The 22,020-nt window shown below is 69.2% G+C and carries 20 protein-coding genes and 1 pseudogene; 10 read left to right on the forward strand and 11 right to left on the reverse strand.

The features are described from left to right. Positions 1 to 6 precede the first annotated feature (6 nt). The 3 genes from HUT18_RS29595 (at position 7) to mgt (ending at position 3,392) form a co-directional block, all read left to right on the forward strand. Positions 7 to 927 carry a LysR family transcriptional regulator gene (locus HUT18_RS29595; protein ID WP_176103595.1) on the forward strand — a complete coding sequence of 307 codons (921 nt, stop codon included), beginning with the start codon at positions 7 to 9 and terminating at the stop codon, positions 925 to 927. 134 nt (positions 928 to 1,061) lie between these two features. Continuing rightward, positions 1,062 to 2,063, forward strand: a complete 1,002-nt coding sequence (gene mgrA / locus HUT18_RS29600) for an L-glyceraldehyde 3-phosphate reductase (protein ID WP_303246563.1) — start codon at positions 1,062 to 1,064, stop codon at positions 2,061 to 2,063. 51 nt (positions 2,064 to 2,114) lie between these two features. After that, positions 2,115 to 3,392, forward strand: a complete 1,278-nt coding sequence (gene mgt, locus HUT18_RS29605) for a macrolide-inactivating glycosyltransferase (protein ID WP_368661558.1) — start codon at positions 2,115 to 2,117, stop codon at positions 3,390 to 3,392. Here the strand turns inward: mgt and HUT18_RS29610 are convergent. The 4 genes and pseudogenes from HUT18_RS29610 to HUT18_RS29625 form a co-directional block, all read right to left on the reverse strand. Further along, a pseudogene (locus HUT18_RS29610) lies at positions 3,385 to 3,513 on the reverse strand (RNA polymerase subunit sigma-24); the annotation flags it as partial. The gene mgt and the pseudogene HUT18_RS29610 overlap by 8 nt on opposite strands. A 129-nt stretch (positions 3,514 to 3,642) precedes the next feature. Next, positions 3,643 to 4,944, reverse strand: coding sequence for a hypothetical protein (locus HUT18_RS29615; protein WP_176103598.1), 1,302 nt, complete (start codon positions 4,942 to 4,944; stop codon positions 3,643 to 3,645). 399 nt (positions 4,945 to 5,343) lie between these two features. Next, positions 5,344 to 6,159, reverse strand: coding sequence for an alpha/beta fold hydrolase (locus HUT18_RS29620; RefSeq protein WP_176103599.1), 816 nt, complete (start codon positions 6,157 to 6,159; stop codon positions 5,344 to 5,346). Between the two features lie 460 nt (positions 6,160 to 6,619). Then, the gene (locus HUT18_RS29625) at positions 6,620 to 7,042 is read right to left on the reverse strand and encodes an ATP-binding protein (protein ID WP_176103600.1); all 423 of its coding nucleotides are present in this window, start codon (positions 7,040 to 7,042) and stop codon (positions 6,620 to 6,622) included. A 229-nt stretch (positions 7,043 to 7,271) separates the two neighbouring features. On the opposite strand from HUT18_RS29625, the gene HUT18_RS29630 reads away from it, so the two are divergent. From HUT18_RS29630 to HUT18_RS29640, 3 genes are all read left to right on the forward strand, one after another. Further along, the gene (locus HUT18_RS29630) at positions 7,272 to 8,108 is read left to right on the forward strand and encodes a helix-turn-helix transcriptional regulator (RefSeq protein WP_176103601.1); all 837 of its coding nucleotides are present in this window, start codon (positions 7,272 to 7,274) and stop codon (positions 8,106 to 8,108) included. An 11-nt stretch (positions 8,109 to 8,119) separates the two neighbouring features. Beyond that, a complete protein-coding gene (locus HUT18_RS29635; protein ID WP_368661559.1) occupies positions 8,120 to 8,440 on the forward strand; it encodes a DUF397 domain-containing protein in 321 nt (106 codons plus the stop codon). A 276-nt stretch (positions 8,441 to 8,716) separates the two neighbouring features. Continuing rightward, the gene (locus HUT18_RS29640) at positions 8,717 to 9,742 is read left to right on the forward strand and encodes a CDP-alcohol phosphatidyltransferase family protein (RefSeq protein ID WP_176103603.1); all 1,026 of its coding nucleotides are present in this window, start codon (positions 8,717 to 8,719) and stop codon (positions 9,740 to 9,742) included. 90 nt (positions 9,743 to 9,832) lie between these two features. Here HUT18_RS29640 and HUT18_RS29645 read toward each other — a convergent pair whose 3' ends face one another. Beyond that, positions 9,833 to 10,777 (reverse strand): AraC family transcriptional regulator, encoded by a 945-nt coding sequence (locus HUT18_RS29645; protein ID WP_176104881.1) that lies wholly within the window; start codon positions 10,775 to 10,777, stop codon positions 9,833 to 9,835. Positions 10,778 to 10,881: 104 nt separating this feature from the next. On the opposite strand from HUT18_RS29645, the gene HUT18_RS29650 reads away from it, so the two are divergent. Beyond that, on the forward strand, positions 10,882 to 11,562 hold the full coding sequence (locus HUT18_RS29650) for an NAD(P)H oxidoreductase (RefSeq protein WP_176103604.1): 681 nt from the start codon (positions 10,882 to 10,884) through the stop codon (positions 11,560 to 11,562). 121 nt (positions 11,563 to 11,683) lie between these two features. Here HUT18_RS29650 and HUT18_RS29655 read toward each other — a convergent pair whose 3' ends face one another. Then, on the reverse strand, positions 11,684 to 13,951 hold the full coding sequence (locus HUT18_RS29655; protein ID WP_176103605.1) for an MMPL family transporter: 2,268 nt from the start codon (positions 13,949 to 13,951) through the stop codon (positions 11,684 to 11,686). Positions 13,952 to 14,381: 430 nt separating this feature from the next. Between HUT18_RS29655 and HUT18_RS29660 the strand changes: the two genes are divergently transcribed. The 3 genes from HUT18_RS29660 to HUT18_RS29670 all read left to right on the forward strand — a co-directional run bounded on the left by HUT18_RS29660 (position 14,382) and on the right by HUT18_RS29670 (position 16,738). After that, complete coding sequence (locus HUT18_RS29660; protein WP_176103606.1) at positions 14,382 to 15,590, forward strand: S8 family peptidase; 1,209 nt, start codon at positions 14,382 to 14,384, stop codon at positions 15,588 to 15,590. Between the two features lie 226 nt (positions 15,591 to 15,816). Beyond that, entirely contained in the window at positions 15,817 to 16,362 is a 546-nt protein-coding gene (locus tag HUT18_RS29665; protein ID WP_176103607.1) for a DUF1697 domain-containing protein, read from the forward strand. Continuing rightward, positions 16,355 to 16,738 (forward strand): DUF4440 domain-containing protein, encoded by a 384-nt coding sequence (locus HUT18_RS29670; protein WP_176103608.1) that lies wholly within the window; start codon positions 16,355 to 16,357, stop codon positions 16,736 to 16,738. The genes HUT18_RS29665 and HUT18_RS29670 overlap by 8 nt, the downstream gene beginning before the upstream one ends. Before the next feature lie 66 nt (positions 16,739 to 16,804). Here the strand turns inward: HUT18_RS29670 and HUT18_RS29675 are convergent, their stop codons facing one another. The 5 genes from HUT18_RS29675 to HUT18_RS29700 form a co-directional block, all read right to left on the reverse strand. Further along, complete coding sequence (locus HUT18_RS29675) at positions 16,805 to 17,545, reverse strand: sirohydrochlorin chelatase (protein WP_176103609.1); 741 nt, start codon at positions 17,543 to 17,545, stop codon at positions 16,805 to 16,807. A gap of 49 nt (positions 17,546 to 17,594) precedes the next feature. Then, complete coding sequence (locus tag HUT18_RS29680) at positions 17,595 to 18,497, reverse strand: ABC transporter permease (protein ID WP_176103610.1); 903 nt, start codon at positions 18,495 to 18,497, stop codon at positions 17,595 to 17,597. Continuing rightward, on the reverse strand, positions 18,484 to 19,272 hold the full coding sequence (locus HUT18_RS29685; RefSeq protein ID WP_176103611.1) for an ABC transporter ATP-binding protein: 789 nt from the start codon (positions 19,270 to 19,272) through the stop codon (positions 18,484 to 18,486). Before HUT18_RS29685 ends, HUT18_RS29680 begins: the two co-directional genes overlap by 14 nt. 75 nt (positions 19,273 to 19,347) lie before the next feature. Next, the gene (locus HUT18_RS29690) at positions 19,348 to 20,457 is read right to left on the reverse strand and encodes an ABC transporter substrate-binding protein (protein WP_176103612.1); all 1,110 of its coding nucleotides are present in this window, start codon (positions 20,455 to 20,457) and stop codon (positions 19,348 to 19,350) included. Between the two features lie 220 nt (positions 20,458 to 20,677). Next, on the reverse strand, positions 20,678 to 22,018 hold the full coding sequence (locus HUT18_RS29700) for a sulfate adenylyltransferase subunit 1 (protein WP_176103614.1): 1,341 nt from the start codon (positions 22,016 to 22,018) through the stop codon (positions 20,678 to 20,680). Positions 22,019 to 22,020: the final 2 nt, after the last annotated feature.

Raw genomic sequence — 22,020 nt, forward strand, 5'->3', positions numbered from 1 at the left:
AGACTGTTGATCGATGTGCAGCGACTCCGTGTGCTCCGGGCGGTGGCGGAGCACGGCAGCTTCAACCGGGCGGCCACCGCCCTGCGTCTGACGCCCTCGGCCGTCTCCCAGCACATGGCCGCCCTTGAACGAAGCCTCGGCGCGCAGGTCGTGGCCCGCAGTACCCGGGGCGTCACCCTCACCGAGGCCGGGCGGATCATGGTCGGCGCCGCCGAATCGGTCGCCGCTGAACTCGCCCACGCCAGACGGCAGGTGGACCAACTCGGCACCGGCCGCGTACAGCTCACCGTCGCCACCTTCACCAGCGGCGGCCGCCTCCTGCTGCCCGGCGCCCTCACCCGGCTCACGGCAGCCCATCCGCACACCGTGCTCCACGTCCGCGAGGGCGAGCCCGAGGACACCCTGCCGCTCGTCCGCCAGGGCGCCGTAGACCTCGCGCTCGCCTACCACTTCGACGGCCCCCTGCCGGTCGGGCCGGGCTCCGGTACGGGCTCCGGCTCCGGTACCGGCTTGGAGTGGACCCCGCTTCTGGAGGACCCGCTCCATGTCGTGCTGCCGGAAGGCCATCGGCTCGCGCGCGGCAAAGTGCTCGACCTCGCCCAACTGGCCGCCGAACCCTGGGTACTCGGCTGCCTCAAGACCGAGGCGTACCTGCGCCGTTATGCCGAGCACGCGGGCTTCGCGCCGGACGTACGCGGCACCACCACCGACTACTTCTTCGCCCGCTCGCTCGTCGCCGCGGGCATGGGAATCTCCCTGATCCCCTCCATCGCGCTCACCCCGGAGATCCCCGGCCTGCGCGCCGTCCCCCTCGCACCGCCAGGCCCGGTACGGCACATCGGCATCGCCGTGCTCGGCCGCGGCGACCGGCCGCACGTGACGACGCTCGTCCAGGCTCTGAGCGAGGAGGCGCGACAGCGGCATTGATGCGCGGCGTCAGGTGGTGTCCAGTGGGTCATGATGTCCCTGCATGTCCTGCATGCCCCCGCACCCGGGATGTTGGTACCGGTTCGCGTTACCCGGTCCTTCGCCCTCACCGCCTCACGAAGCCAGGAGTCACCTTGTCCACCGCGTACACCGCACACGCCGACCGCTATACGGACATGCCCTACCGGCGCGCCGGACGCAGCGGGCTCAAGCTCCCCGCGCTGTCCCTGGGCCTGTGGCACAACTTCGGTCCCGACCGGCCGATCGCGACCCAACAGGCCATCCTGCGCCGGGCGTTCGACCTGGGCGTCACGCACTTCGACCTCGCCAACAACTACGGTCCGCCGCCCGGCGCCGCCGAGTCGGTCCTTGGCGAACTCCTCAAGGCGGACTTCGGGCCGTACCGCGACGAGTTGGTGATCTCGACCAAGGCCGGATACCTCATGTGGCCCGGCCCGTACGGCGAATGGGGTTCGCGCAAGTCCGTGCTGTCCTCGCTCGACCAGAGCCTGAAGCGGATGGGTCTGGACTACGTCGACATCTTCTACTCGCACCGTCCCGATCCGGAGACTCCGCTGGAGGAGACGATGGGTGCGCTGGACTCGGCGGTGCGGCAGGGCAAGGCGCTGTACGTCGGCATCTCCAACTACTCGGCGGAGCAGTCCCGGGAGGCCGCGCGCATCCTCGGTGACCTCGGCACCCCGCTGCTGATCCACCAGCCGCGCTACTCGATGCTCGACCGTCGGCCCGAGCACGAGGGACTGCTCGACACCCTGGACGCACTCCAGGTCGGCTCGATCGCCTACTCCCCGCTGGAGCAGGGGCTGTTGACCGGCCGCTATCTCGACGGCATCCCCGAGGACTCCCGCGCGGCGAGCGACAGCCCGTTCCTGAACTCGGACACCGTGACCGAGGAACTGGTGGCCCGGCTGCGCACGCTGAACGAGATCGCCGGTTCACGGGGGCAGTCGCTGGCACAGATGGCCCTGGCCTGGGTGCTGCGCGGGGGCCGGGTGACCTCCGCGCTGGTCGGCGCGAGCAGCCCGGAGCAGCTGGAGAACAGTGTCGCGGCCGTGGGCCACCTGGACTTCGCTGCCGACGAGCTGGCCGGGATCGATGCCGTGCTCAAGGGATGAGGGGCAGGGGATAGGAGACAGGGCTGGTGGGGCGGGCGCATGGGCGCGTAAATGCGGTTGGACGAGACGTTGCGTCTCGCTTATGGTGAGCGCATGACCGCCTCACCTGCCAAGCCTGCCCACATCGCCATGTTCTCCATCGCCGCGCACGGGCACGTGAACCCGAGCCTGGAGGTGATCCGGGAACTGGTGGCCCGCGGCCACCGCGTCACCTACGCGATCCCGCCGTCCTTCGCGGACAAGGTCGCCGAGACCGGCGCCGAGCCCGTCCTGTGGAACTCGACCTTGCCGACCGACGACGACCCCGACGCCTGGGGCACCGAACTGATCGACAACATCGAGCCGTTCCTGTCCGACGCCCTCCAGGCGCTGCCGCAGATCGAGGCCGCGTACGGCGACGACCGGCCCGATCTCGTCCTCTACGACATCACCGCCTACCCGGCACGCGTCCTCGCCCACCGCTGGGGCGTCCCGATCGTGCAGCTCTCGCCGAACCTCGTCGCCTGGGACGGGTACGAGGAGGAGGTCGGCAGGCCCACCTTCGACCCGCTGAAGGAGACCGAGCGCGGCCGCGCCTTCTACTCCACCTTCCAGCAGTGGATCGACGACAACGGCATGAGCATCGACGTCGAGCGCTTCATGGGCCGCCCCGACCGCTGCCTCGCCCTGATTCCCAAGGCCCTCCAGCCCAACGCCGACCGGGTGGACGAGTCCGTCTACACCTTCGTCGGCTCCTGCCAGGGGCCGCGAGCCGAGGAGGAGTGGCAGCGCCCGGCCGGGGTCGAGAAGGTGCTGCTCGTCTCGCTCGGGTCCAGCTTCACCAAGCAGCCCGGCTTCTACCGCACCTGCATCGAGGCCTTCGGCTCACTGCCCGGCTGGCATGTGGTGCTCCAGATCGGCAAGTTCGTCGACCCGGACGAACTCGGCGAGATCCCCGACAGCGTCGAGGTCCACTCCTGGGTGCCTCAGCTCGCCGTACTGCGTGAGGCGGACGCCTTCATCACGCACGCGGGCGCGGGCGGCAGCCAGGAAGGACTCGCCACGGCGACGCCGATGGTCGCCGTCCCGCAGGCCGTCGACCAGTTCGGCAACGCCGACATGCTCCAGGCGCTCGGCGTCGCCCGGCACCTGCCGATGGAGGAGGTGACCGTCGAGTCCCTGCGCGAGGCGGTGCTCACCATGGAGAGCGACCCGGAGGTCGCCCGACGCCTCGTGGAGATCGGTGCGCAGACGGCGGCCGAGGGCGGCACGCCGCGCGCGGCGGATCTCATCGAGGCGGAGCTGGCGGCCTCGCGGGCGGAGGGTGAGCCGGAGGCTCCCGTCAGCTGATCCGCCGGGCCGGGCTCCGGACCTCCCGGTCGATCGCCCAGGCGTCGGCGACCGGGCCCAGGTGCCCGAGCTTGTCGGGGTTGATCACCATACGGATTGCCTGAATCCGGCCGTCGGGTACGGGACTCCTGGGGGAGTGGCCGCTCAACTCCGTTCCCCTTCATCGCTGTTGTCGCGGCGCCGGGAGGCCAGGTACCTGGCCTCAGTCATCCGGAGGACAGCCGCGCCGAGGGCGCCGGGCCGGTGTGGGTCACGCGGCGATCGCATCGCGAACCCCGTCGATGAAGTCGATGCGAGCGGACACCACCTTCTCCAGCGCCACCGAGACGGCTCCGTTCTCCGCGTCAACGACCGCGTCCAGAACCGGCATGAGCAGGTCGTAGAGCCGGGGGCCAACGGCGTTGAGGCCATCCATGGAGCCGACGCCGTTCACAGCGATCCGGGCCAAGTGGCCATCCCAGATACGGACCGCGTAGAACCACAGGAAGGGGTCCTCGGGCGGGTTGGCGACCAGTTCGGCGACGAGCTCGTCGCCTACGGCCAGATGCTGCTGGATGGCCGACATGAGCTGGATCGGCGCGGCGAACGCCTCGCCGATTCCTGCCAGGGATTCCAGCAGGCCCGTGAGCCCGAAGGGCAGGTCGCTCAGGTCCACATCCTCCGGCAACGGGGGGTTCTGATACACCTGCGAGACGCTGGCGAGCGTTCCCAGCAGGCTGGGCACGGCGCCGGAGACAGCCTCCATCACGTCGTCCGCACGCAGTTGCTCTCCCTCGGACCCTGCTCGGCCCATCGCCAGCAGGCGAGCGACTGGCAGCAGACCCAGCAGAGGTTCGACGTGCGGCCCCATGGACTCGTCTTCGGCTGCGATCCGGCGCAGTTCCTCCCCGGCCTCTGCCGCTGCCGCCGGGTCGTCGAGGCTCGCGCCGAACCGCGCCACGGTGGCAGCGACGGCACTGCTCAGGAGGCTCTCGCCTGCTCTGGAGCTGAACTCCGGCAGACCGAGAGGCGCGGCGAGGCGCGCGTAGGCGGTATCCAGGTCATCTGTCGCCGCCTGGATCCGTTGCGGCAAGTCGGTGCCGAGCCGGAAGCTCTGGCCGCACACCGAGCGGAAAACGCAGGACTCGTCGAGGCTGAGTATCGCGCCGGTCATCGCGACCGCCGCATCGTGCAGGTCCGTACCCGCCTGGCTCACCGACTCCGGGCCGTGCAGAGCAACAGCCGGGAGGGCGTTGTGCATCTCCCGCAAGGCCTGCTTCAGCGGCTCGTACAGGGCCGGGTCAAGGCGTGTGCGTGATTCGAGATCGCGGCGGCGGGTGTGCGCGTACTCGGGGCGGGCCACCGCTTCCCAGGCGGGTACGGCGGCTTCGATGAACTGGGTTGCCGCGTCGGTCAGCCGGGTGGATGCCGCCTGACGTTGGGTGCGCAGCCACTGGGCGTGCTGGTCATCGGCCTGTCTGCGTGCGACTGCCCGGCCGACCGGGTAGGCGATGGCGGCGGCCGTGACGGTGGCCGGGACACCGATGACCGCGGCGAGGATAGTGGGGTCCATGCTGCGTGATCATCGCTGAGGGACAGCGCCCTGTCACAGAGTTGAACAAGCCTGCGTTCGCGGCGGGCGGTGTGGCGGCCGGCGGCGGCATCGTGAGGTTCATCTCCGGCGCGCTGTCAGACTTGGAGATCGATTCCCGTCCCGTTGTTGATCATTTCCCGTGGTGTGCAGGACTCCCACCGGCTTGCGGCTCTCTCGGTGTCGGGTGGCGCCGTTTTGTCTTTCTTCAGACTTTGGCGTGTGCCTGTTCGGGGCACCGACGAAAGCCTCTGGTCAGGGCTCTCATGCCCACAGCGGAAGGTCATTTCCCACGCTGTAATCCCTGTCTTCCCGCAGACCTGGTCGGCGCACCACGGGCCCATGGTCTGTACGACGGACCGTGGGGGCGCTCGCGTCCGATCAGCGCGCGGTCTGCAGGGCGTCTGTGAAGTCGACGAGGAGGGTGTTGACGGCCTCGGGCTGGTCGTGATGGGCCCAGTGGCCTGCGCCGGGTACGACGGCAGAGCTCGCGAAAGGGCTGAGTGCGGCTGTGGCGGCGGCGTGCTCGCTGGGCCAGAGCTGGCTGTCCGCTCCGGCGATGATCAGGGCGGGTACGTGAAGCCGGGCAACGACGTCGCGCCAGTCCTGATGGGCCTGGTCGAGCCTCAGCGGGATGGTCTCCGGGGCGATGTCGGAGCTCAGCCCCCTGCCGCCCGCCTGCTTGATGAGTGCGTCGATGGCCGCCGGATCGGACCACGCACGGCCGTGCCCGGTCATCACCCTGCCGGGCTCGTTCAGAAGCGTGCCGACGTTGTCGTCGGTCATCCCGTACATGCCGAACTCCCAGTCGGGGCTGTTGGCCATTCGAGGCGTCTGGTCCACCGAGACGACGCCTGCCAGGCGCTCGGCACCGAACAGGCTCATGTACGCCCAGATGGTGCCGGCCCCCATCGACTGCCCGATCAATGTGGTGTCGGTGAGGTCCAGCGCTTGCAGCAGGTCGTGCAGGTCCATGCCGTGCCGGGACATCCGCTGACCGTAGGCCGGCCGCTCCGACTGGCCGTGCCAGCGCCGGTCCAGCGAGATCACCCGGTAGCCCGCTGCCCGCAGGGTGGCCCACTGCAATGCCCAGTCGTCGGCCGCGGCGCCGTAGCCGGGGACCAGGACGACGGGACGGCCCTGGCCCTCGTCGTAGTAGTGCAAGGCGACGTCATCATTGGTTCGAAAGCTGGGCATAACACCTCCAAGCGGTCGACAGCCTCAGCGGGTGGTGTACCGCACAGGGCGACCAGCCGGGCACTGCGCTGACCTGATCGATCACCAACGTAGCCCGGCCGGTCCCGGGCGGCCACCGCGTAGGCCTCAACGGAGACTTGCCACCGCTCCTGAACAACCCAAGATCCACAACCAATCGCGGACCGCCGGTGCCCCGCAGTTGTCGGCGTCGCGTTCTCATGTCTGCGAGCAAGCAGAAAGGCCGGTCCCGTGAGTACGAGACCGGCCGTTCCGTCGGTGCAATCGGACACCTTTCATCGGTGTGCCTGTTCCGGCTCGTGGGTTCGTGGAAGCTCGCGTTCGCGGCGTTTCGGGCTCATGGCGAGGATGAGCCAACTGGGCGCGACGATGCATCATGCCGGTAGCCCTTCAACTGGCTGTACTGATTAACCAGTTGTGCTGGCGCAGGCAGAAGCCCCCTTTAGGACGAGACAGCCACCTCCGCCGGTGACATCGCGTCGCACTCCGCCCATACGGTCTTGCCCGGCCCCGCCGGACGCGGACTCACGCCCCAGCGCGCGGCCAGCGCCGTCACCAGGAACAGGCCTCGTCCCGACTCCGCCAGCGCGTCCGGCGGTCCGGACTCCTCGGCCTCGTCCGGCATCCGCTCGCCACGGGTGTCGGCCACCTCGATACGTACGGCACCTCGCGCCTCCGTCAGCCGCAACTGAAAGTCACGGCCCGGCACATGACCGTGGCAGACGGCGTTGGCGACCAGCTCGGCGGCGATCGCGGTCACGGACTCGTTGAGCGCTGAGTCGTAGCCGTGGCCCCACTCGTCCATCCGCTGCGTGACCAGGCGCCGGGCCAGCCGCGCCCCGCGTGGGGTGGAGGTGAAACGCATCGTGAATTCCCTGTCCGGCGCGGGCGGTTGGGGCGCGGGACGGTTCGGGGGAGTTGTTCCGTTCATGGGTACAGCGTTGCGCTGAGTGCGTAGTGTTCACCAGGAGTGACGCCTCGACAGGTGACGGCTGTATGCGTCCAGGACGTGACTGTATGCGCGTAGGCCATTACCGGTACCCGGAACGGGAGTTGGGGCGGGGAGTGGGCGAGGTCGCGGAGGTGCGGTGGGCATGGATGAAGAGGCGGGCGAGCAGTCGCCGCTGGACGGTGTGGCCACGGGTGTGCTGCAGCGGTTCGGGAAGCAGTTGAAGGCCTGCCGGACTCTGCGTGGGATGAGCAGGGAAGAGCTGGGCCGGTTGACCGGCTATTCAGGGTCCACCATCGCCGCCTTCGAGCAAGGGAAGCGCATTCCGCCGCCGAAGTTCATCGACCGGGCCGATGAAGTCCTCGGCGTGTGTGGAGTGTTGAAGGCTTCGAAAGAGGACTTGGAACGGGCGCAGTATCCGGCGTTCTTTCAGGATGCGGCCGGGCTGGAGGCCAAGGCGATCGAGCTGCACGTGTATGCGACGCAGGGCATGCCTGGTCTCTTGCAGACTCCTGAGCACGCTAGGGAGGTATTCGCGAACTGGCGCCCCCTGCTGGATGAGGACACGGTGGCTCAGCGTGTCGCTGCTCGACTTGCTCGGCAGGAGATTTTCTTGCGTAAGCCCATGCCGACCATCAGCTTCGTCATCGAGGAAGCGGCAGTGCGTCGGCCGCTTGGCGGTTCGGAGGTCTGGCACGGGCAGTTGGAACAACTACTCCTGCGAGGGCAGCATCGGAACGTCGAGATTCAGATCATGCCCACCTCGCGCATGGTGCACGCTGGTCTGGCGGGACCATTCACCTTGATGGAGATGACGGATGGGCGCAGGATCGCCTACACGGAAGTGCAGGGCGACAGCCGTGTCCACACTGCACGTCAGAAGGTCAGAGGGCTGGAAGCTGCGTATGGGACTCTTCGCGCTCAAGCCTGCACACCGGCAGAATCGATGGCCTTGGTGGAACAAATCTTGGGAGAGAAATGAGCGGGGCAGCGGTGGCACAGCGCAGCGCGAGTCTGACCTGGTTCAAGAGCAGCTACAGCGCGGGCGACGGTGGTGAATGCCTCGAAGTGGCCTTGGATTGGCGCAAGTCCACGCACAGTGCTGGCGACGGCGGCCAGTGCCTAGAAGTAGCCGCCCCTTGGCGCAAGTCCAGCCACTCCAGCGGAGAGGGCGGGGCGTGCCTCGAAATATCCCCTTGCCCTGCCGCCATCCACATCCGCGACTCCAAAAACAAGTCCGGCCCCATGCTCTCGCTGCCCGCAGCCGCCTGGTCCGCCTTCGTCGGCTACGCGAGCCGGAGCGAGATCGCGTAGCAGCGGCCCGCGCGTTCGCCGCTGCTCAAGTCGACCCGCACGTACGCGAGTTGGCGGCGAACGCGCTGATGCGTAGCTTCTGTGCGGCTCCCGTCACGAATGGATCAAGAGGTAACGCTCGGGTAACGGCGACGGGTCGCCAATAACCCACCGATCACGTCACCCGGTCCGACTCGTTGCACAGGGAAAGGGTTGTACCGGGCGGGTCTTGTTCCTTGCCTGAACGGCTTCCTAGCTTGAGGTGAACAGCAGTCGAACACCGGGAAGCTGACCTTCATGCATCGAGACATACCGCCCCTCGCCGAGGTGCGCCGCATCACCCAGAAGAAGCGCGACGCCTGGTGGACGGTCATGCTCGTCGATCCGCTCGCCACGCCCCTCGTGCGGCAGGTCGCCATGCGGACCCGGATCACGCCGAACCAGATCACCTGGGGAGCCTTTGTGCTCGGTCTGGTCTCGGCGGGGTTCTTCGTACTCGGGGACTGGCAGTGGCTGGTGGCCGGGGCGGTCGTGTACCACCTGAGCTTCGTGCTCGACTGCATGGACGGGAAGGTCGCCCGGCTGACCGGCCAGGGTTCGGTGTTCGGTGCCTGGCTGGACTTCGTCTTCGACCGGATCCGGGTGATGGCCTGTGCGGTCGCGCTCGCGTACGGCCAGTACGAGCGTACGGGGGAGACGCGCTACATCTGGCTGGCCGCCGGTGTGGTCTTCCTGGACGGGCTGCGCTACATCAACTCGCTGGAGATCTTCAAGACCCGGCACACCATGCGCAAGCAGATCAAGGCCCGGATCAAGGCCGCCCGGCGGGCCGAGGACCAGGCCTCCCTCGCCTTCATGGAAGACCTGCTGCGCGACAACCCGGCCGCCGACATCGAGCAGGACCTCGACGCGGCGCGCGCGGCGAACCCCGTACCCGACGAGGCTGCGACTCCCGTGCCTGAGGCGGCCGGGCAGCAGGAGCCGGGGGCCGTCGAAGCGAGCGCTCCGGCCAAGCAGGCCCAAGTGGTCGATCTCCAGCAGGAGTTCAGGCGCAAGTTCCCGGTCTATCTGCGGCTGCGGTCGTTCCTGCTGCGGCACCGGATCCGGCCGCATCTGATCAGCGGTATCGAGTTCCAGATGGGCGTCTTCATCGTGGGCCCGCTCTTCGACGCCGTACTCCCGGTGGCGCTCGTCTCCGGGGCGCTGCTCCTCGTGTTCGAACTCGCCATCATCTACAAGCTGTTGCTCTCCACCCGCGACTTCGCCCGTACCCTCGACTCCTTCGACCGCCCCGAGCCGGCAGAGGTCACCGTCGCGGCCTGAGCGTCCTCGGCACGGCCGCGCCACCCCTCGTAGGGGCTCAGGCGAGCCGTGCCGAACCGGCGACCGCCGCACCGGGGGCCCAACGGCGGCTCAGGACACGGCTGTTGCGGCGCGGAAGGCGCTGGGGCTCAGGCCCCGATGGCGTTTGAAGGCGGCGCTGAAACCGAAGGCATCGGCGTAGCCGACGGACTTGGCGATCTGGGCGAGGGAGGAGTCGGTGTCGGACAGGAGCGCCTCGGCCTCGTTCATACGGCACTCGGTGAGGTACGTCAGCGGCGGACGGCCCATCACCTCGGTGAAGCGTTTGGCGAACAGCGCCCGGGAGACACCGGATTCGGCGGCGAGCGCCGCCACCGTCCACCTCCCGAACGGCCGGGCGTGGAAGGCTTGGAGGGCGGGGGCGAGAATCGGGTCGGCCAGGCCGCGGTACCAGTCCGGGGCCTCCGAGCCCGCCCGCTCGAACCAGGTGCGCAGCGTGCACACCAGGGCCCAGTCGAGGAGCCGGTCCATCAGGGCCTGGGACCCTGCCGTGCGCAGCGCGGCGTCGGCGGCGGCCGTCTCCAGCCAGGTGCAGACCTCGGTGTCCTCGTTGATCACGAGTACCGGCGGCAGGGCGCGGAGCAGTCGTTCGTGGCGGCGGCCCGAGGCGCGGTAGGCGCCCACGATCAGTGCGGTCGCTCCGTCCGGTTCGTTGCCCCAGCGGATGCCGCCGAGGTCCTGAGCAGTGCATTCGGCATCCGCCGCGAAGCACGCGATCTCGTACTCGACGTGCGGGCGGTCGAGGGTGGCCGACCGGTCCACCAGGTGAAAGGTGCCGGAGCTGCGCACGATGGCCGTGTCGCCGACGCCGACCTTGCGTTCGGAGCCGTCGGGCAGCAGCAGGATGCCGCCGCCCCGCAGCACGCTGACCATCGTGAGCGGGGCGCCGTCGGCGAAGCGGATGGTCCAGGGCGCTTCAAGGACGGCGTGGCTGACGACCGAGCCCTCGGCCCGGATGCCGCTGAGTAGCGAACTCAAAGGATCCATGGCCGCCAGCGTAGACGAACTCCTATGCGGCGGAGCGTTTCTCCCATGGATCATCCAAATGATCACGGGTGTACTGGACGTGTCGCACCGACCGAGACCAGCCAGGAGAAACCGTGTCGCACCCCAGCACCGCTGCCAGGACCGCACTTGTGGTCGTCGCACACCACCGGACCGACTCCCTCACCGCGCACACCGCCCGCCGTACCGCCGCGCGACTGGAGAGCGCCGGATACCGCGTCGACCTGCTCGACCTGCAGGCCGAGGGCTTCGACCCGCGGATGAACGCGGCGGACCAGCCGGACTGGGGCAACCGGGAGAAGCCGTACTCGGACGAGGTCCAGGCCCATATGCGGCGTGTTCTCGATGCCGACCTCGTCGTCGCCGTGTTCCCCGTGTACTGGCAGAGCGTGCCCGCCCTCCTCAAGGGCTGGATCGATCGCGTGTGGAACTACGGATTCGCCTACGGCCGCAGCAAGCCCCGCCTCGCGGGCAAGCGCATGCTGTGGCTGGGCCTGGCCGGTGCCACCTCCGACGATGCCATCATCGAGGGAATGCAGTCCGTTCTGGAGACCAACCTGAACGAGGGCATCGCCTACTACTGCGGATTCGCCCACTCCTCCGTCGCCCTGCTCCCCGACGCGGAGGAGCGCCCCCAGCGCATCGACGCCGAGGGCAATCTGCTGGTCGGCGACGCGGTCGCGGGAGCCGAACGGGACGTGCAGTACGCCGAGTTCGACCGCCGCGCGCACCAGGCCGTGGAAGAGTTCCTCGCGGCGGAACCGGTGGCGGTCTGAGAACGGACACGGACACGGGCGCACGCGCCGGACGCAAACGCAGTGGTGCGTGGCGGTCAACTCCCGCCACGCACCACTGCGTTGTCCGTTACGCGTTACCTGAATCCGCGCGTTCGGTTTCTCAGACCCCGACCCTGTCGTCGTACGCCGCCGGGTTGACCGGAGGCGCTACCGCCACCGGGGTCTCCGGCTCGTCGTGCGTCAGGTCCGGCAGGCGCTCCATCCACTTGGGGAAGTACCAGTTGCGCTCGCCGAGCATGGCCATCACGGCCGGGAGCAGGACACCCCGGATGACGGTGGCGTCGATGAGGACCGCCGCGGCCAGGCCCACACCCATCTGCTTCATGGACTGCATGGACAGCGTGCCGAAGATCGCGAACACCGCCACCATGATGACCGCCGCGCTGGTCACGACGCCCGCGGTGGTGACCACACCGTGGGTGATCGCGTCCTTGGTGTTGCGGCCGCGCATCTTCGCCTCGCGGATCCGGGAGACCACGAACACGTGGTAGTCCATCGAGAGTCCGAAGAGGATGACGAAGAGGAACAGCGGCAGCCAGGCCACGATCGCGCCGACGCCCTCGGCCCCGACCAGTCCGGCGCCCCAGCCGTGCTGGAAGACCGCCACCAGGATTCCGTACGCCGCGCCCACCGAGAGCAGGTTCAGCGCGATCGAGGTGAGGGCGATCGTCAGCGAGCGGAAGCAGAGCAGCATCAGGATGAAGGCGAAGACCACCACGAAGACGAAGACCGGGGCGACCGACTCACCGAGCTGGTCGTTGAAGTCCTTCGATCCCGCGACCTGTCCGGTGACCGGGGCTTCCAGGCCCTCCACCTTTTCGAGGGTCGCCGGGCGTACCTCGTCGCGGATGACCGTCAGGCTGTCCTCGGCCTTGTCCATGTCCGAGCCGCCGATCAGCGGCACGTAGAGGAAGGCGATGTTCTCCTTCTCGTGGACCTTGACGTCGACCGGGCCGTGCGAGGCGCCGGACTTGACGGCTTCCTTCTTGAAGTCGTCGATCGCGGCCTTGACGGCCGGTGCCTTGATGTCGTCGGCCTTGACGACCACCTCGGCGGGGTCCGAGCCGCCCGGGAAGGCGTCGTTGAGCCGGTTGTACGTGGCCACGATCGGCAGGTCGTCGCCGAACTCCTGGTCCAGGGTGAGCTGTTGGGTCTTCATCCCGAGGGCGGGCGCGGCGATCGCGAGCAGCGCGCCGGTGGCGACGACCAGCGAGATGGCGGGCTTGGCCAGAACGACCCGGAGCACCGCGCTCCACACCCGGCTCCCGTTGTTGCCGCTCTCGGCCTTCTTCTTGGCGCGGCGGCCGAGGAAGGGCAGGCGGCCCTTCTCGACGCGGTCGCCGAGCAGGGAGAGCATCGCCGGGAGCACCGTCACCGAACCGACCATGGCCACCGCGACCACCATCAGGGAGGCCAGGCCCATCGCCTCGAACTCGGCGATACCGGTGAAGAGCATGCCCGCCATGGCGACGCAGACCGTGACACCGGAGACGATCACGGCCCGGCCACTGGTGGCGGCGGCGATGCGCAGCGCCGTCTCGGGGTCGCGGCCGGCGGCGCGCTCCTCGCGCTCACGGCGCACGTAGAAGAGGCAGTAGTCGACGCCCACTGCCATACCGACGAGCAGCATCACGGAGTTGGCGGACTCGCTCATCGGCGAAACATGGCTGACCAGGCCCATCAGACCCATCGTCGCCATGATCGCGGTGACGGCGAGCGCGACGGGCAGCAGCGCCGCGACGAGCGCGCCGAAGGCGATGAGCAGGATGCCGAGCGCGACCGGCACGGCCGAGTACTCGGCCTGCTTGAAGTCGTCACCGAACGCGTCGTCGAAGGTCTTGGTCATGCTCGCGCCGCCGATCTCCTCGATCCGCAGCGTCTTGTGGTCGTCCTGGACCTTCGCGACCGCGTCGAGCACCGGCTCGACCCGGTCACCGGCGGTGTCGGGATCCCCGCGCATGTCGAACTGGACGAGCGCGCTGCGCTTGTCCTTGGAGACGGTGCCCGTCTCGTACGGGGAGGCGACGTCGGCGACCTTGCCGGTGGCGTCGACGGCCTTCATCACCGAGTCGACCGCCTTGCGGAACTCGGGGTCGTCGGCCTTCGGGCCGCCGTCCTTGGCCTGGATCAGAACCTTCTCGCTGGTCGGTTCGTCGATCCCCGCGTCCTCGGCGATCTGAGCGGCGCGACTCGTCTCACCGCTGATCTGGTCGCTGTCCTTGACCATTTCGGTGCCCGCGGCCCCGCCGAGTCCCATCGACAGCACGACGAAGAGGACCCAGATCCCCACCGCGGCCCAGCGGTGCCGCGCACTCCAGCCACCGGCGCGTGCCGCGACGCCGCGGACCCGCCCATCCTTGTTGCCCATTTCGGGCTCGCCCCCTAGTTCTGCGTGTACGGCACCGCGCCGCCACCTTCACGAAAAACTTATGGCCAGGAGGCTGCCCACTCGTCGTACCGGCAGGTGAACCCTGGTGGTCGTTCCTACTCCTGAGGGAGTGGCCAATTCCGTACGGGGTGGGATCACGGCCCCTTACACGTAAAGGGCGCGGGGGCGAGTGCGGCCCCGAACATCACAGTGACCCGACGACAGGCCGTCGATATGCGTGGTTCGCACCTTTTGTTATTACAGCTACTTGTTGAAGGTGTCACAGCTGCATGTAGGTCTTGATCTGTTCCCGACATTCGGTCAGGGTTTCGTCCCAACACCCGGAGTTACTCCGGGAGTACGAGGAATGCGGCAGCGCAGCTTCCGTACTCCTCGATCCCCCCACATCACCACGAGGAGACACCTCTTCATGGCTATTCAGAAGCGCTCCCTCAAGCTGACCGCCGCCATCGCCACCGCCGGCATGGCCGTCGGCGTCTCCGTCTTCGCCGGTTCGGTCGCCGGTGCGGCCACCCCGGCCGAGGGCAAGGTCTACGGCACGCAGGCCAAGGGCGCGATCAAGGGCAACTACATCGTCATGCTCAAGGGCGGCCAGAGCGTCAAGGCCGCCTCCGAGGGCAAGGACCTCGCCAAGGAGTACGGCGGCACCTTCAAGCGCGGCTTCGACTCCGCGGTCAACGGCTTCTCGGCCACCGGCCTGAGCCAGACCGAGGCCAAGCGTCTCGCGGCCGACCCGGCCGTCGAGAAGGTCGTCCAGAGCCACAAGTTCACCATCAGTGCCACGCAGGACAACCCGCCGTCCTGGGGCATCGACCGCATCGACCAGGCCGACGGCCCGGCCGACAGCAAGTACAACTACCCCGACGCCGCCGGTGAGGGCGTCACCGCGTACGTCATCGACACCGGTGTGCGGGTGACGCACAAGGACTTCGAGGACCGCGCCAAGTCCGGCTTCGACGCCATCGACAACGACGACGACGCCAACGACGAGCACGGTCACGGCACGCACGTGGCGGGCACCATCGCCGGTGCCGCGCACGGCGTTGCCAAGAAGGCCAACATCGTCGCGGTCCGCGTCCTCGACGCCAACGGCTCGGGCACCACCGAGCAGGTCGTCGCGGGCATCGACTGGGTCACCGAGAACCACGAGGGCCCCTCGGTCGCCAACATGAGCCTCGGCGGCGGCGCCGACGAGGCCCTGGACGCGGCCGTGAAGAAGTCGATCGAGTCCGGCGTGACCTACGCGGTCGCCGCCGGCAACGAGTCCTCCCCGACCGAGGGTTCGCCCGCCCGCGTCCAGGAGGCCCTGACCGTCGCCTCCAGCACCAAGGACGACGAGCAGTCGGACTTCTCCAACTACGGCGAGGTCGTGGACATCTACGCCCCGGGCACCGACATCACGTCCGCCTGGGCCGAGAGCGACGACGCCACCAACACCATCTCGGGTACCTCGATGGCCACCCCGCACGTCGCGGGTGCGGCCGCCCTGTACCTCGGTGCCAACGGTGAGGCCGCCCCGGCGGACGTCGCCAAGGCGCTCGTCGACGGTGCCACCCCGGACAAGATCACCAACCCGGGCGAGGGCACCCCGAACAAGCTCCTGAAGATCGTCGAGTAGTCATCCGGCTCACTCGGCAGGAGCGGATCGAGCACCAACCGATCCACTGCCAGAAGATCCGGCATCAACGGATCGAGCACAGCTGAAACCGGGCGGCCCGGGGAGTTGATCTCCGGGCCGCACCGGCCAGGACGGCGGCCGTCGCGCCCGCCCCCACGGGGCGCGACGGCCGCTTCTCGCGTTTCCGGCACGTTCCCGGCCGCCGGGCGGTCGCTATCGTGTGCGCATGACGCTCTACGCGGCGCTGTTGCGCGGTATCAACGTGGGCGGCAGCAAGAAGCTGCCGATGGCCGAACTCCGGGACCTGCTCGGCGAGTTGGGGCACGGCGACGTACGGACGCATCTGCAGAGCGGCAATGCCGTCTTCAGCAGCGACGACAGCGATCCGGACGCACTCGCCGCCGCACTGGAGAAGGCCATCGCCGCCCGGTTCGGCTTCGACGTCGGCTGTCTGGTCCGTGACCACGGCTACTTGCAGGGCATCGTGGACGCCTGCCCGTTCCCCGCCGACTCGCTGGAGGGCAAGCAACTGCACGTCACGTACTTCTCCGCGGACCCGGACCCGGAGCGCTTCGCCGGGATCGACACGGCCCGCTACCTGCCCGAGGAATTCCGTCTCGGCGACCGTGCCCTGTACCTCTACGCCCCCGAGGGCCTCGGCAAGTCCACGCTGGCGCCGGTGCTTTCACGCCCCGCCGTCACCAAGGGGCTGATCGCGACCAGCCGCAACTGGAACACGGTCAGCAAGCTCGCGGAACTCACGCATGGCTGAGGGGAGTTCGGCGGTCGACGCCGCGATCGAGAGGGAGATCCGCCTGCTCGATCCCGAGGTGCGCAGCTCGCCGCGGCTCGTCGGTGACCTGCTGCACGCGGAGTTCACCGAGTTCGGCGCCTCCGGGCGGGTCTGGGACCGGGAGGGGATCATCGCCCTGCTGGCCGCCGAGGCCGAGGCCGAGCCCGACGCCCGGCCGGTCACGATCACGTTCACCGCGATGAAGGGCGAACAGCTCGCCCCCGACCTGGTCCACCTCACCTTCGACACAGACGCCAACGGCCGCCGCGCGCACCGCAGTTCACTGTGGCGGCATACGTCCGAGGGATGGCTGCTGTACTTCCATCAGGCCACGTTGTTCGTACCGGGGGAGTAGCCGATACCGTCCCCTACCCCTACGGGAAGAGGCGCACTCGCTCAGGGGAGTCCGCGCGGCAGGCGCTCACGCCCCCAGCGCCACGACCTGAGGCCGCCGCGCCTCGTCGAAGCGGCGAAGGAGCAGACCCGCCACCTCCGGCGCGGGCCCGAGCACATCGGCCAGTACGTCGGCCTCGGCCGCTCCGGCGGCGATGCGGTCCGGCAGAAAACCGGGGGCGAGGACGTACGGGGCCACCGCGACCCGACGGGCGCCGCGCTCGCGCAGCAGCCGTACCGCGTCCTCGGTGCGCGGGAGTGCGGCCGAGGCGTGGGCCGGAACAACCGAGTGCCAGCCGCCGGTGCGCTGCCAGTCCCGGGCGATACGGGCGACGACCGCCTGGGCGCCCGGGTCCGAGGAGCCCGCCGTGGCGAGGACCACCCCGGTGGCGGAGCGCTCGGCGAGGGTCACGCCCGCCTCACAAAGTCGCCGTTCGAGCGCGTCGATCAGCAGGGGTGAGGGGCCCAGCACCTCGGCCTGGCGTACCCGTAGCGACGCGGGCGCGGACCGCAGCACCGCCGGGATGTCCGACTTGGCATGGAAGGCGCGGTTCAGGAGCAGCGGTTGGGCGACCACGTCCCGTACCCCGTCGGCCGCGAGACGGTTCAGGACCGCGGGCACCGACGGGAGGTTGAAGTCCAGGAACGCGGTCTCCACCCGCAGACCGGGACGCAGCGCGCGTACGGACTCCACCAGGGCGTGCACCGTCGCGGCATGTCGCGGATCGCGACTGCCGTGGGCGATGACGAGGAGGGCGGAGCCGTACACGCGAGGACCTCTCGGTTCTTGACGGTTCTTTCTTGCCAGTTCTGGCCTGTCAGTTCTTGACGAGGAGACCGCGGCTGCGCAGCACCCAGCGCTCCAGCGGGCTGAAGATGAGCAGATCGATGGCGACACCGACGAGCAGGATCAGGATGATCGCGAGGAACACCATCGACATGGAGCTCGCGGTACGGCCGAACTCCAGGAGCTGGCCCAGACCGAGGCCGAGTTCCGGCGAGGAGGCGATGATCTCCGCGGCCATCAGCGAACGCCAGGAGAAGGCCCAGCCCTGCTTGAGTCCGGCCACGTAACCGGGCATCGCCGCCGGGAGCACGATGTGCCAGGTGCCCTTCAGGCCCGTGGCACCGAGAGTGCGGCCCGCGCGCAGGAACAGCGGCGGCACCTGGTCCACGCCGGAGACCAGACCGTTGGCGATGGACGGGACCGCGCCGAGCAGGATCACCGCGTACATCATCGAGTCGTTGAGGCCCAGCCACAGCACCGCGGGCGGCACCCAGGCCACCGACGGCAGCGACTGCAGACCCGACAGGATCGGGCCGATGGCCGCGCGGACGAACTTCACCCGGGCCACGATCAGACCCAGCGGGGTGCCGATGACCAGCGCGAACAGGAAGCCCGTCATACCGCGCGAGACGCTGGTCCAGATGTAGTCGAGCAGGGTGCCCTGGAGCCAGGCGTCCTTGGCCTCCTGCCAGACGTCGGCCGGGGCGGGCAGCTTGGACGGGTCGGAGACCTCGGCCCAGACCAGGATCTGCCAGATGACCAGTACCAGGGCGACCGCGGTCAGCGGCGGCAGCACCTTCTGCGTGAGGGTCTGGCGCAGCGGCGTACGGGTCGACTGCCGGGTCTCCAGGGCGTCGAGACCGGCCTCCAGACCCGCGAGGTCCCCGGCGTCCTGCCCGGTCCCGGTCTTGGCGGTCGTCTCAGTCCTTGCCATGTCGGCGGATCTCCCCACGCAGTTCTTCGGTGATCTCGACGGACAGTTCGGCCACCGCGCTGTCCTCGATACGGCGCGGCTGCTCGATCTCCACCGTCCACTCGCGCGCCACCCGGCCGGGCCGCGAGGACAGCAGCACGACGCGCTCGGCGAGGCGTACCGCCTCGCGCACGTTGTGCGTCACGAACAGCACGGAGACGTTCGTCTCGCGCCAGATACGGGTCAGTTCGTCGTGCAGCACGTCACGGGTGATGGCGTCCAGCGCCGCGAACGGCTCGTCCATCAGGAGCAGCCTGCTGTCCTGGGCGAGGGCGCGGGCCAGGGCCACGCGCTGGCGCATACCGCCGGACAGCTCGTGCACGCGCTTGCCGTGCGAGCCCTTCAGCCGGACGAGTTCGAGCAGTTCCTCGGCGCGGGTGCGGCGCTCGGCCTTGGCGATCCCGCGCAGTTTGAGGGCGAGTTCGATGTTCCTGCCCGCGGTCAGCCACGGGAACAGCGCGTGCTCCTGGAACATCAGCGCCGGACGCCCGTCCGTGCTGATCTCGCCCGCGCTCGGCCGGTCCAGGCCCGCCACCAGGTTCAGCAGCGTGGACTTGCCGCAGCCCGAGGCGCCGAGCAGCGTGACGAACTCGCCGGGCGCCACGTCGAGGTTGATGTCGTCGAGGACGAGCTGCTGCCCGCCCGGGGTGGCGAAGGACTTGGAGACGTGCGCGATCCGGGCGGCGGGCGCCGCCGTCGTGGTGCCGTCGGCGGCCTTGGCAAGGGTCGTGGCCATGGTCGTCACCTCCTGGGTCGGTGTCTCCCGCCCCGGTCCCCGCGAGCGCGGGGACCGGGGCGGGCTTGCGGGCTGCTACTTGACGCCGAGACCGGCGTCGTCGACGGCGGGCTTGCCCTCGGCCTTGAGTACGGCGTTGAGCGGCTTCAGGTCGTAGATGCCGTTGAGGTCGGGCTCTTCGAGCAGACCGGCCTTGACCGCGTGCTCGGCTTCCAGGTCGAGCGTCGAGGCCAGCGGGTCGTCGATGAACTGGATCGACTTCCAGGCCGGGTCGACCACCTCGGGCGGCAGCGCCTTGCCGGTCAGCGTCTTGAGCTTGGCGTTGGCCGCCGCCTTGGCCTTGTCCGGGTTGGCGTTGATCCACGCGTTGGTCTTCACCGCGCCGCGCAGCACGGCCTCGACGACCTTCGGGTGCTCCTTCAAGAACTCCTGGCGGACGACGATGTTGGTGATCACGAACTTCTTGTCCGGCCAGAGCGTCGCCTCGTCGAGGAGCACCTTGGCGCCCTCGGCGACCAGCTTGGAGGCGGTGGGCTCGGGCACCCAGGCGCCGTCCAGGGAACCGGACTTGTAGGCGTCCGGGGTGATCTTGTTGTCGGTGCGGACCACCGACACATCGCCCTTGCCGCTCTTCGGGTCGACCTTCCAGCCGCGTTCCTTGATCCAGTTGAGGAAGGCGACGTCCTGGGTGTTGCCGTGCTGCGGGGTGGCGATCTTCTTGCCCTTGAGATCGTCGAGCGTCTTGATCTTCTCCGGGTTGACCACGAGCTTCACACCGCCGGAGGCCGAGCCGCCGATGATGCGCAGGCCCTTGCCGTCGGTCGCGGTGTAGCCGTTGATCGCGGGGGAGGGGCCGATCCAGGTGATGTCGAGCGAGTCCGAGTTGAGCGCCTCGATCGCCGACGGTCCGGCGTTGAACTGGGAGTACGAGGCCTGGGTGCCCGCGAGCTCCTTCTGCAGGATGCCCTGCTGGTCACCCACGAGCGCGGTGCCGTGGGTGAGGTTGGGGAAGTAGCCGATACGGACCTTGTCCAGTCCTTCGATCGGCTTGCCCTTCGCGGCCGGGGCGGCGTCCTTGCCCTCGTCGGACTCGGAACCGTAGCCGCAGGCGGTGGCCGCGAGCGCGAGCAGAGGCAGGGCGGCCAGCGCGGCTATGCCGCGGCGCAGGGACTTGTCGGCAGACACGGGAGGTGTTCCTCTCGGTGGCCCGGCCCGCGCGCTAGGCGTGGCCGGGAGTTCGGCAGGGTCTTCGGAGACGGAGGGTGCGGGGGGTGAGGGCGCGCGAGCGGTGCGCGTACGTCATCCCGCACATCGCGCCACTCCGCCCTGTCCGCTGCCGAGGGCGCCGCTGCCGACGCGGCCGCCCTCCTTGGCGAACGTCGCGAAGAATCCCGGTAGTCGCATGTCAGAAGTCCCACCCGGCGTCGTCGGCCTGCGCGGCGGGCGCGGCCTCGGCGGCGAAGGAGTCACCGGCCATACCGGCGGCCAGGGTGGTGCCGTCGGCCGGGTCGATCAGCAGGAAGGAGCCGGTGCGCCGGGAGTCGGCGTACGAGTCGAGCGCCAGCGGCTCGGCGGTGCGCACCTTGACGCGGCCGATGTCGTTGGCGACGAGCTGCCCGGGCTCCGGGTGCTGCGAGAGGTCGTCCAGGGTCAGCCGCGAGGGGATCTCCTTGACGATGGCCTTGACGGTACGGGTGGTGTGCTTGAGCAGGACCCGGTGGCCGACGGTCAGCGGGGTGTCGGCGACATGGCAGACGGTCGCCTCGACGTCCTGCGAGGTGGCCGGGGCGTCGTGGCTCGGCACGATCAGGTCGCCGCGCGAGATGTCGATGTCGTCCTCCAGGAGGAGGGTCACCGACTGCGGGGTCCAGGCCACGTCGACCTTCTCGCCGAGCAGATCGATCCCGGCGACCTTCGACGTACGGCCCGAGGGCAGCACCGTGACCTCTTCGCCGACCCGGAAGGCGCCCGCCGCGATCTGTCCCGCGTAACCCCGGTAGTCCGGGTGCTCGGCGGTCTGCGGCCGGATCACCACCTGCACGGGCAGCCGTGCGTGGCAGGTGGAGAGGTCGTGGCTGACCGGGACCGTCTCCAGGTGTTCCAGGACGGTCGGGCCGCCGTACCAGTCCATGTTCGCGGAGGGCTCCACGACGTTGTCACCGGCCAGCGCCGAGATCGGGACGGCGGTGATCTCCGGTACGCCAAGATCGCTCGCGTAGGCCGTGAACTCCTCGGCGATGGCGGCGAAGACGGACTCGCGGTAGTCGACCAAGTCCATCTTGTTGACCGCCAGCATCACGTGCGGCACCCGCAGCAGCGCGGCGATCGCGGCGTGCCGACGGGTCTGCTCGACCACGCCGTTGCGCGCGTCGACCAGGATCACGGTCAGCTCGGCGGTGGAGGCGCCGGTGACCATGTTCCGGGTGTACTGCACATGGCCCGGGGTGTCGGCCAGGATGAACCGGCGCCGCGGGGTGGCGAAGTAGCGGTAGGCCACGTCGATGGTGATGCCCTGCTCGCGCTCGGCACGCAGCCCGTCGGTGAGCAGCGCCAGGTCGGGGGCCTCCTGGCCGCGGCTGCGCGAGGCGTGCGCGACGGCCTCCAGCTGGTCGGTGAGGACCGACTTGGAGTCGTGCAGGAGCCGTCCGACCAGGGTCGACTTGCCGTCGTCGACGCTTCCGGCGGTCGCGAAGCGCAGCAGGGTGGTCGCCGAAAGCCCGGCGAGCTGCTCGGTGGTGCTCGTCATTG

Source organism: Streptomyces sp. NA04227, from assembly GCF_013364195.1.
Lineage (GTDB): Bacteria > Actinomycetota > Actinomycetes > Streptomycetales > Streptomycetaceae > Streptomyces.

Bases quoted from the DNA above. Each gene is read 5' to 3' on its own strand.
- HUT18_RS29685 (WP_176103611.1), bottom strand. From the start codon at position 19,272: ATGGCCACGACCCTTGCCAAGGCCGCCGACGGCACCACGACGGCGGCG.
- HUT18_RS29620 (WP_176103599.1), bottom strand. From the start codon at position 6,159: ATGCCCAGCTTTCGAACCAATGATGACGTCGCCTTGCACTACTACGAC.
- HUT18_RS29700 (WP_176103614.1), bottom strand. From the start codon at position 22,018: ATGACGAGCACCACCGAGCAGCTCGCCGGGCTTTCGGCGACCACCCTG.
- HUT18_RS29630 (WP_176103601.1), top strand. From the start codon at position 7,272: ATGGATGAAGAGGCGGGCGAGCAGTCGCCGCTGGACGGTGTGGCCACG.
- HUT18_RS29625 (WP_176103600.1), bottom strand. From the start codon at position 7,042: ATGCGTTTCACCTCCACCCCACGCGGGGCGCGGCTGGCCCGGCGCCTG.
- HUT18_RS29680 (WP_176103610.1), bottom strand. From the start codon at position 18,497: ATGGCAAGGACTGAGACGACCGCCAAGACCGGGACCGGGCAGGACGCC.
- HUT18_RS29670 (WP_176103608.1), top strand. From the start codon at position 16,355: ATGGCTGAGGGGAGTTCGGCGGTCGACGCCGCGATCGAGAGGGAGATC.
- HUT18_RS29655 (WP_176103605.1), bottom strand. From the start codon at position 13,951: ATGGGCAACAAGGATGGGCGGGTCCGCGGCGTCGCGGCACGCGCCGGT.
- HUT18_RS29640 (WP_176103603.1), top strand. From the start codon at position 8,717: ATGCATCGAGACATACCGCCCCTCGCCGAGGTGCGCCGCATCACCCAG.
- HUT18_RS29665 (WP_176103607.1), top strand. From the start codon at position 15,817: ATGACGCTCTACGCGGCGCTGTTGCGCGGTATCAACGTGGGCGGCAGC.
- mgt (WP_368661558.1), top strand. From the start codon at position 2,115: ATGCGGTTGGACGAGACGTTGCGTCTCGCTTATGGTGAGCGCATGACC.
- HUT18_RS29660 (WP_176103606.1), top strand. From the start codon at position 14,382: ATGGCTATTCAGAAGCGCTCCCTCAAGCTGACCGCCGCCATCGCCACC.
- HUT18_RS29615 (WP_176103598.1), bottom strand. From the start codon at position 4,944: ATGGACCCCACTATCCTCGCCGCGGTCATCGGTGTCCCGGCCACCGTC.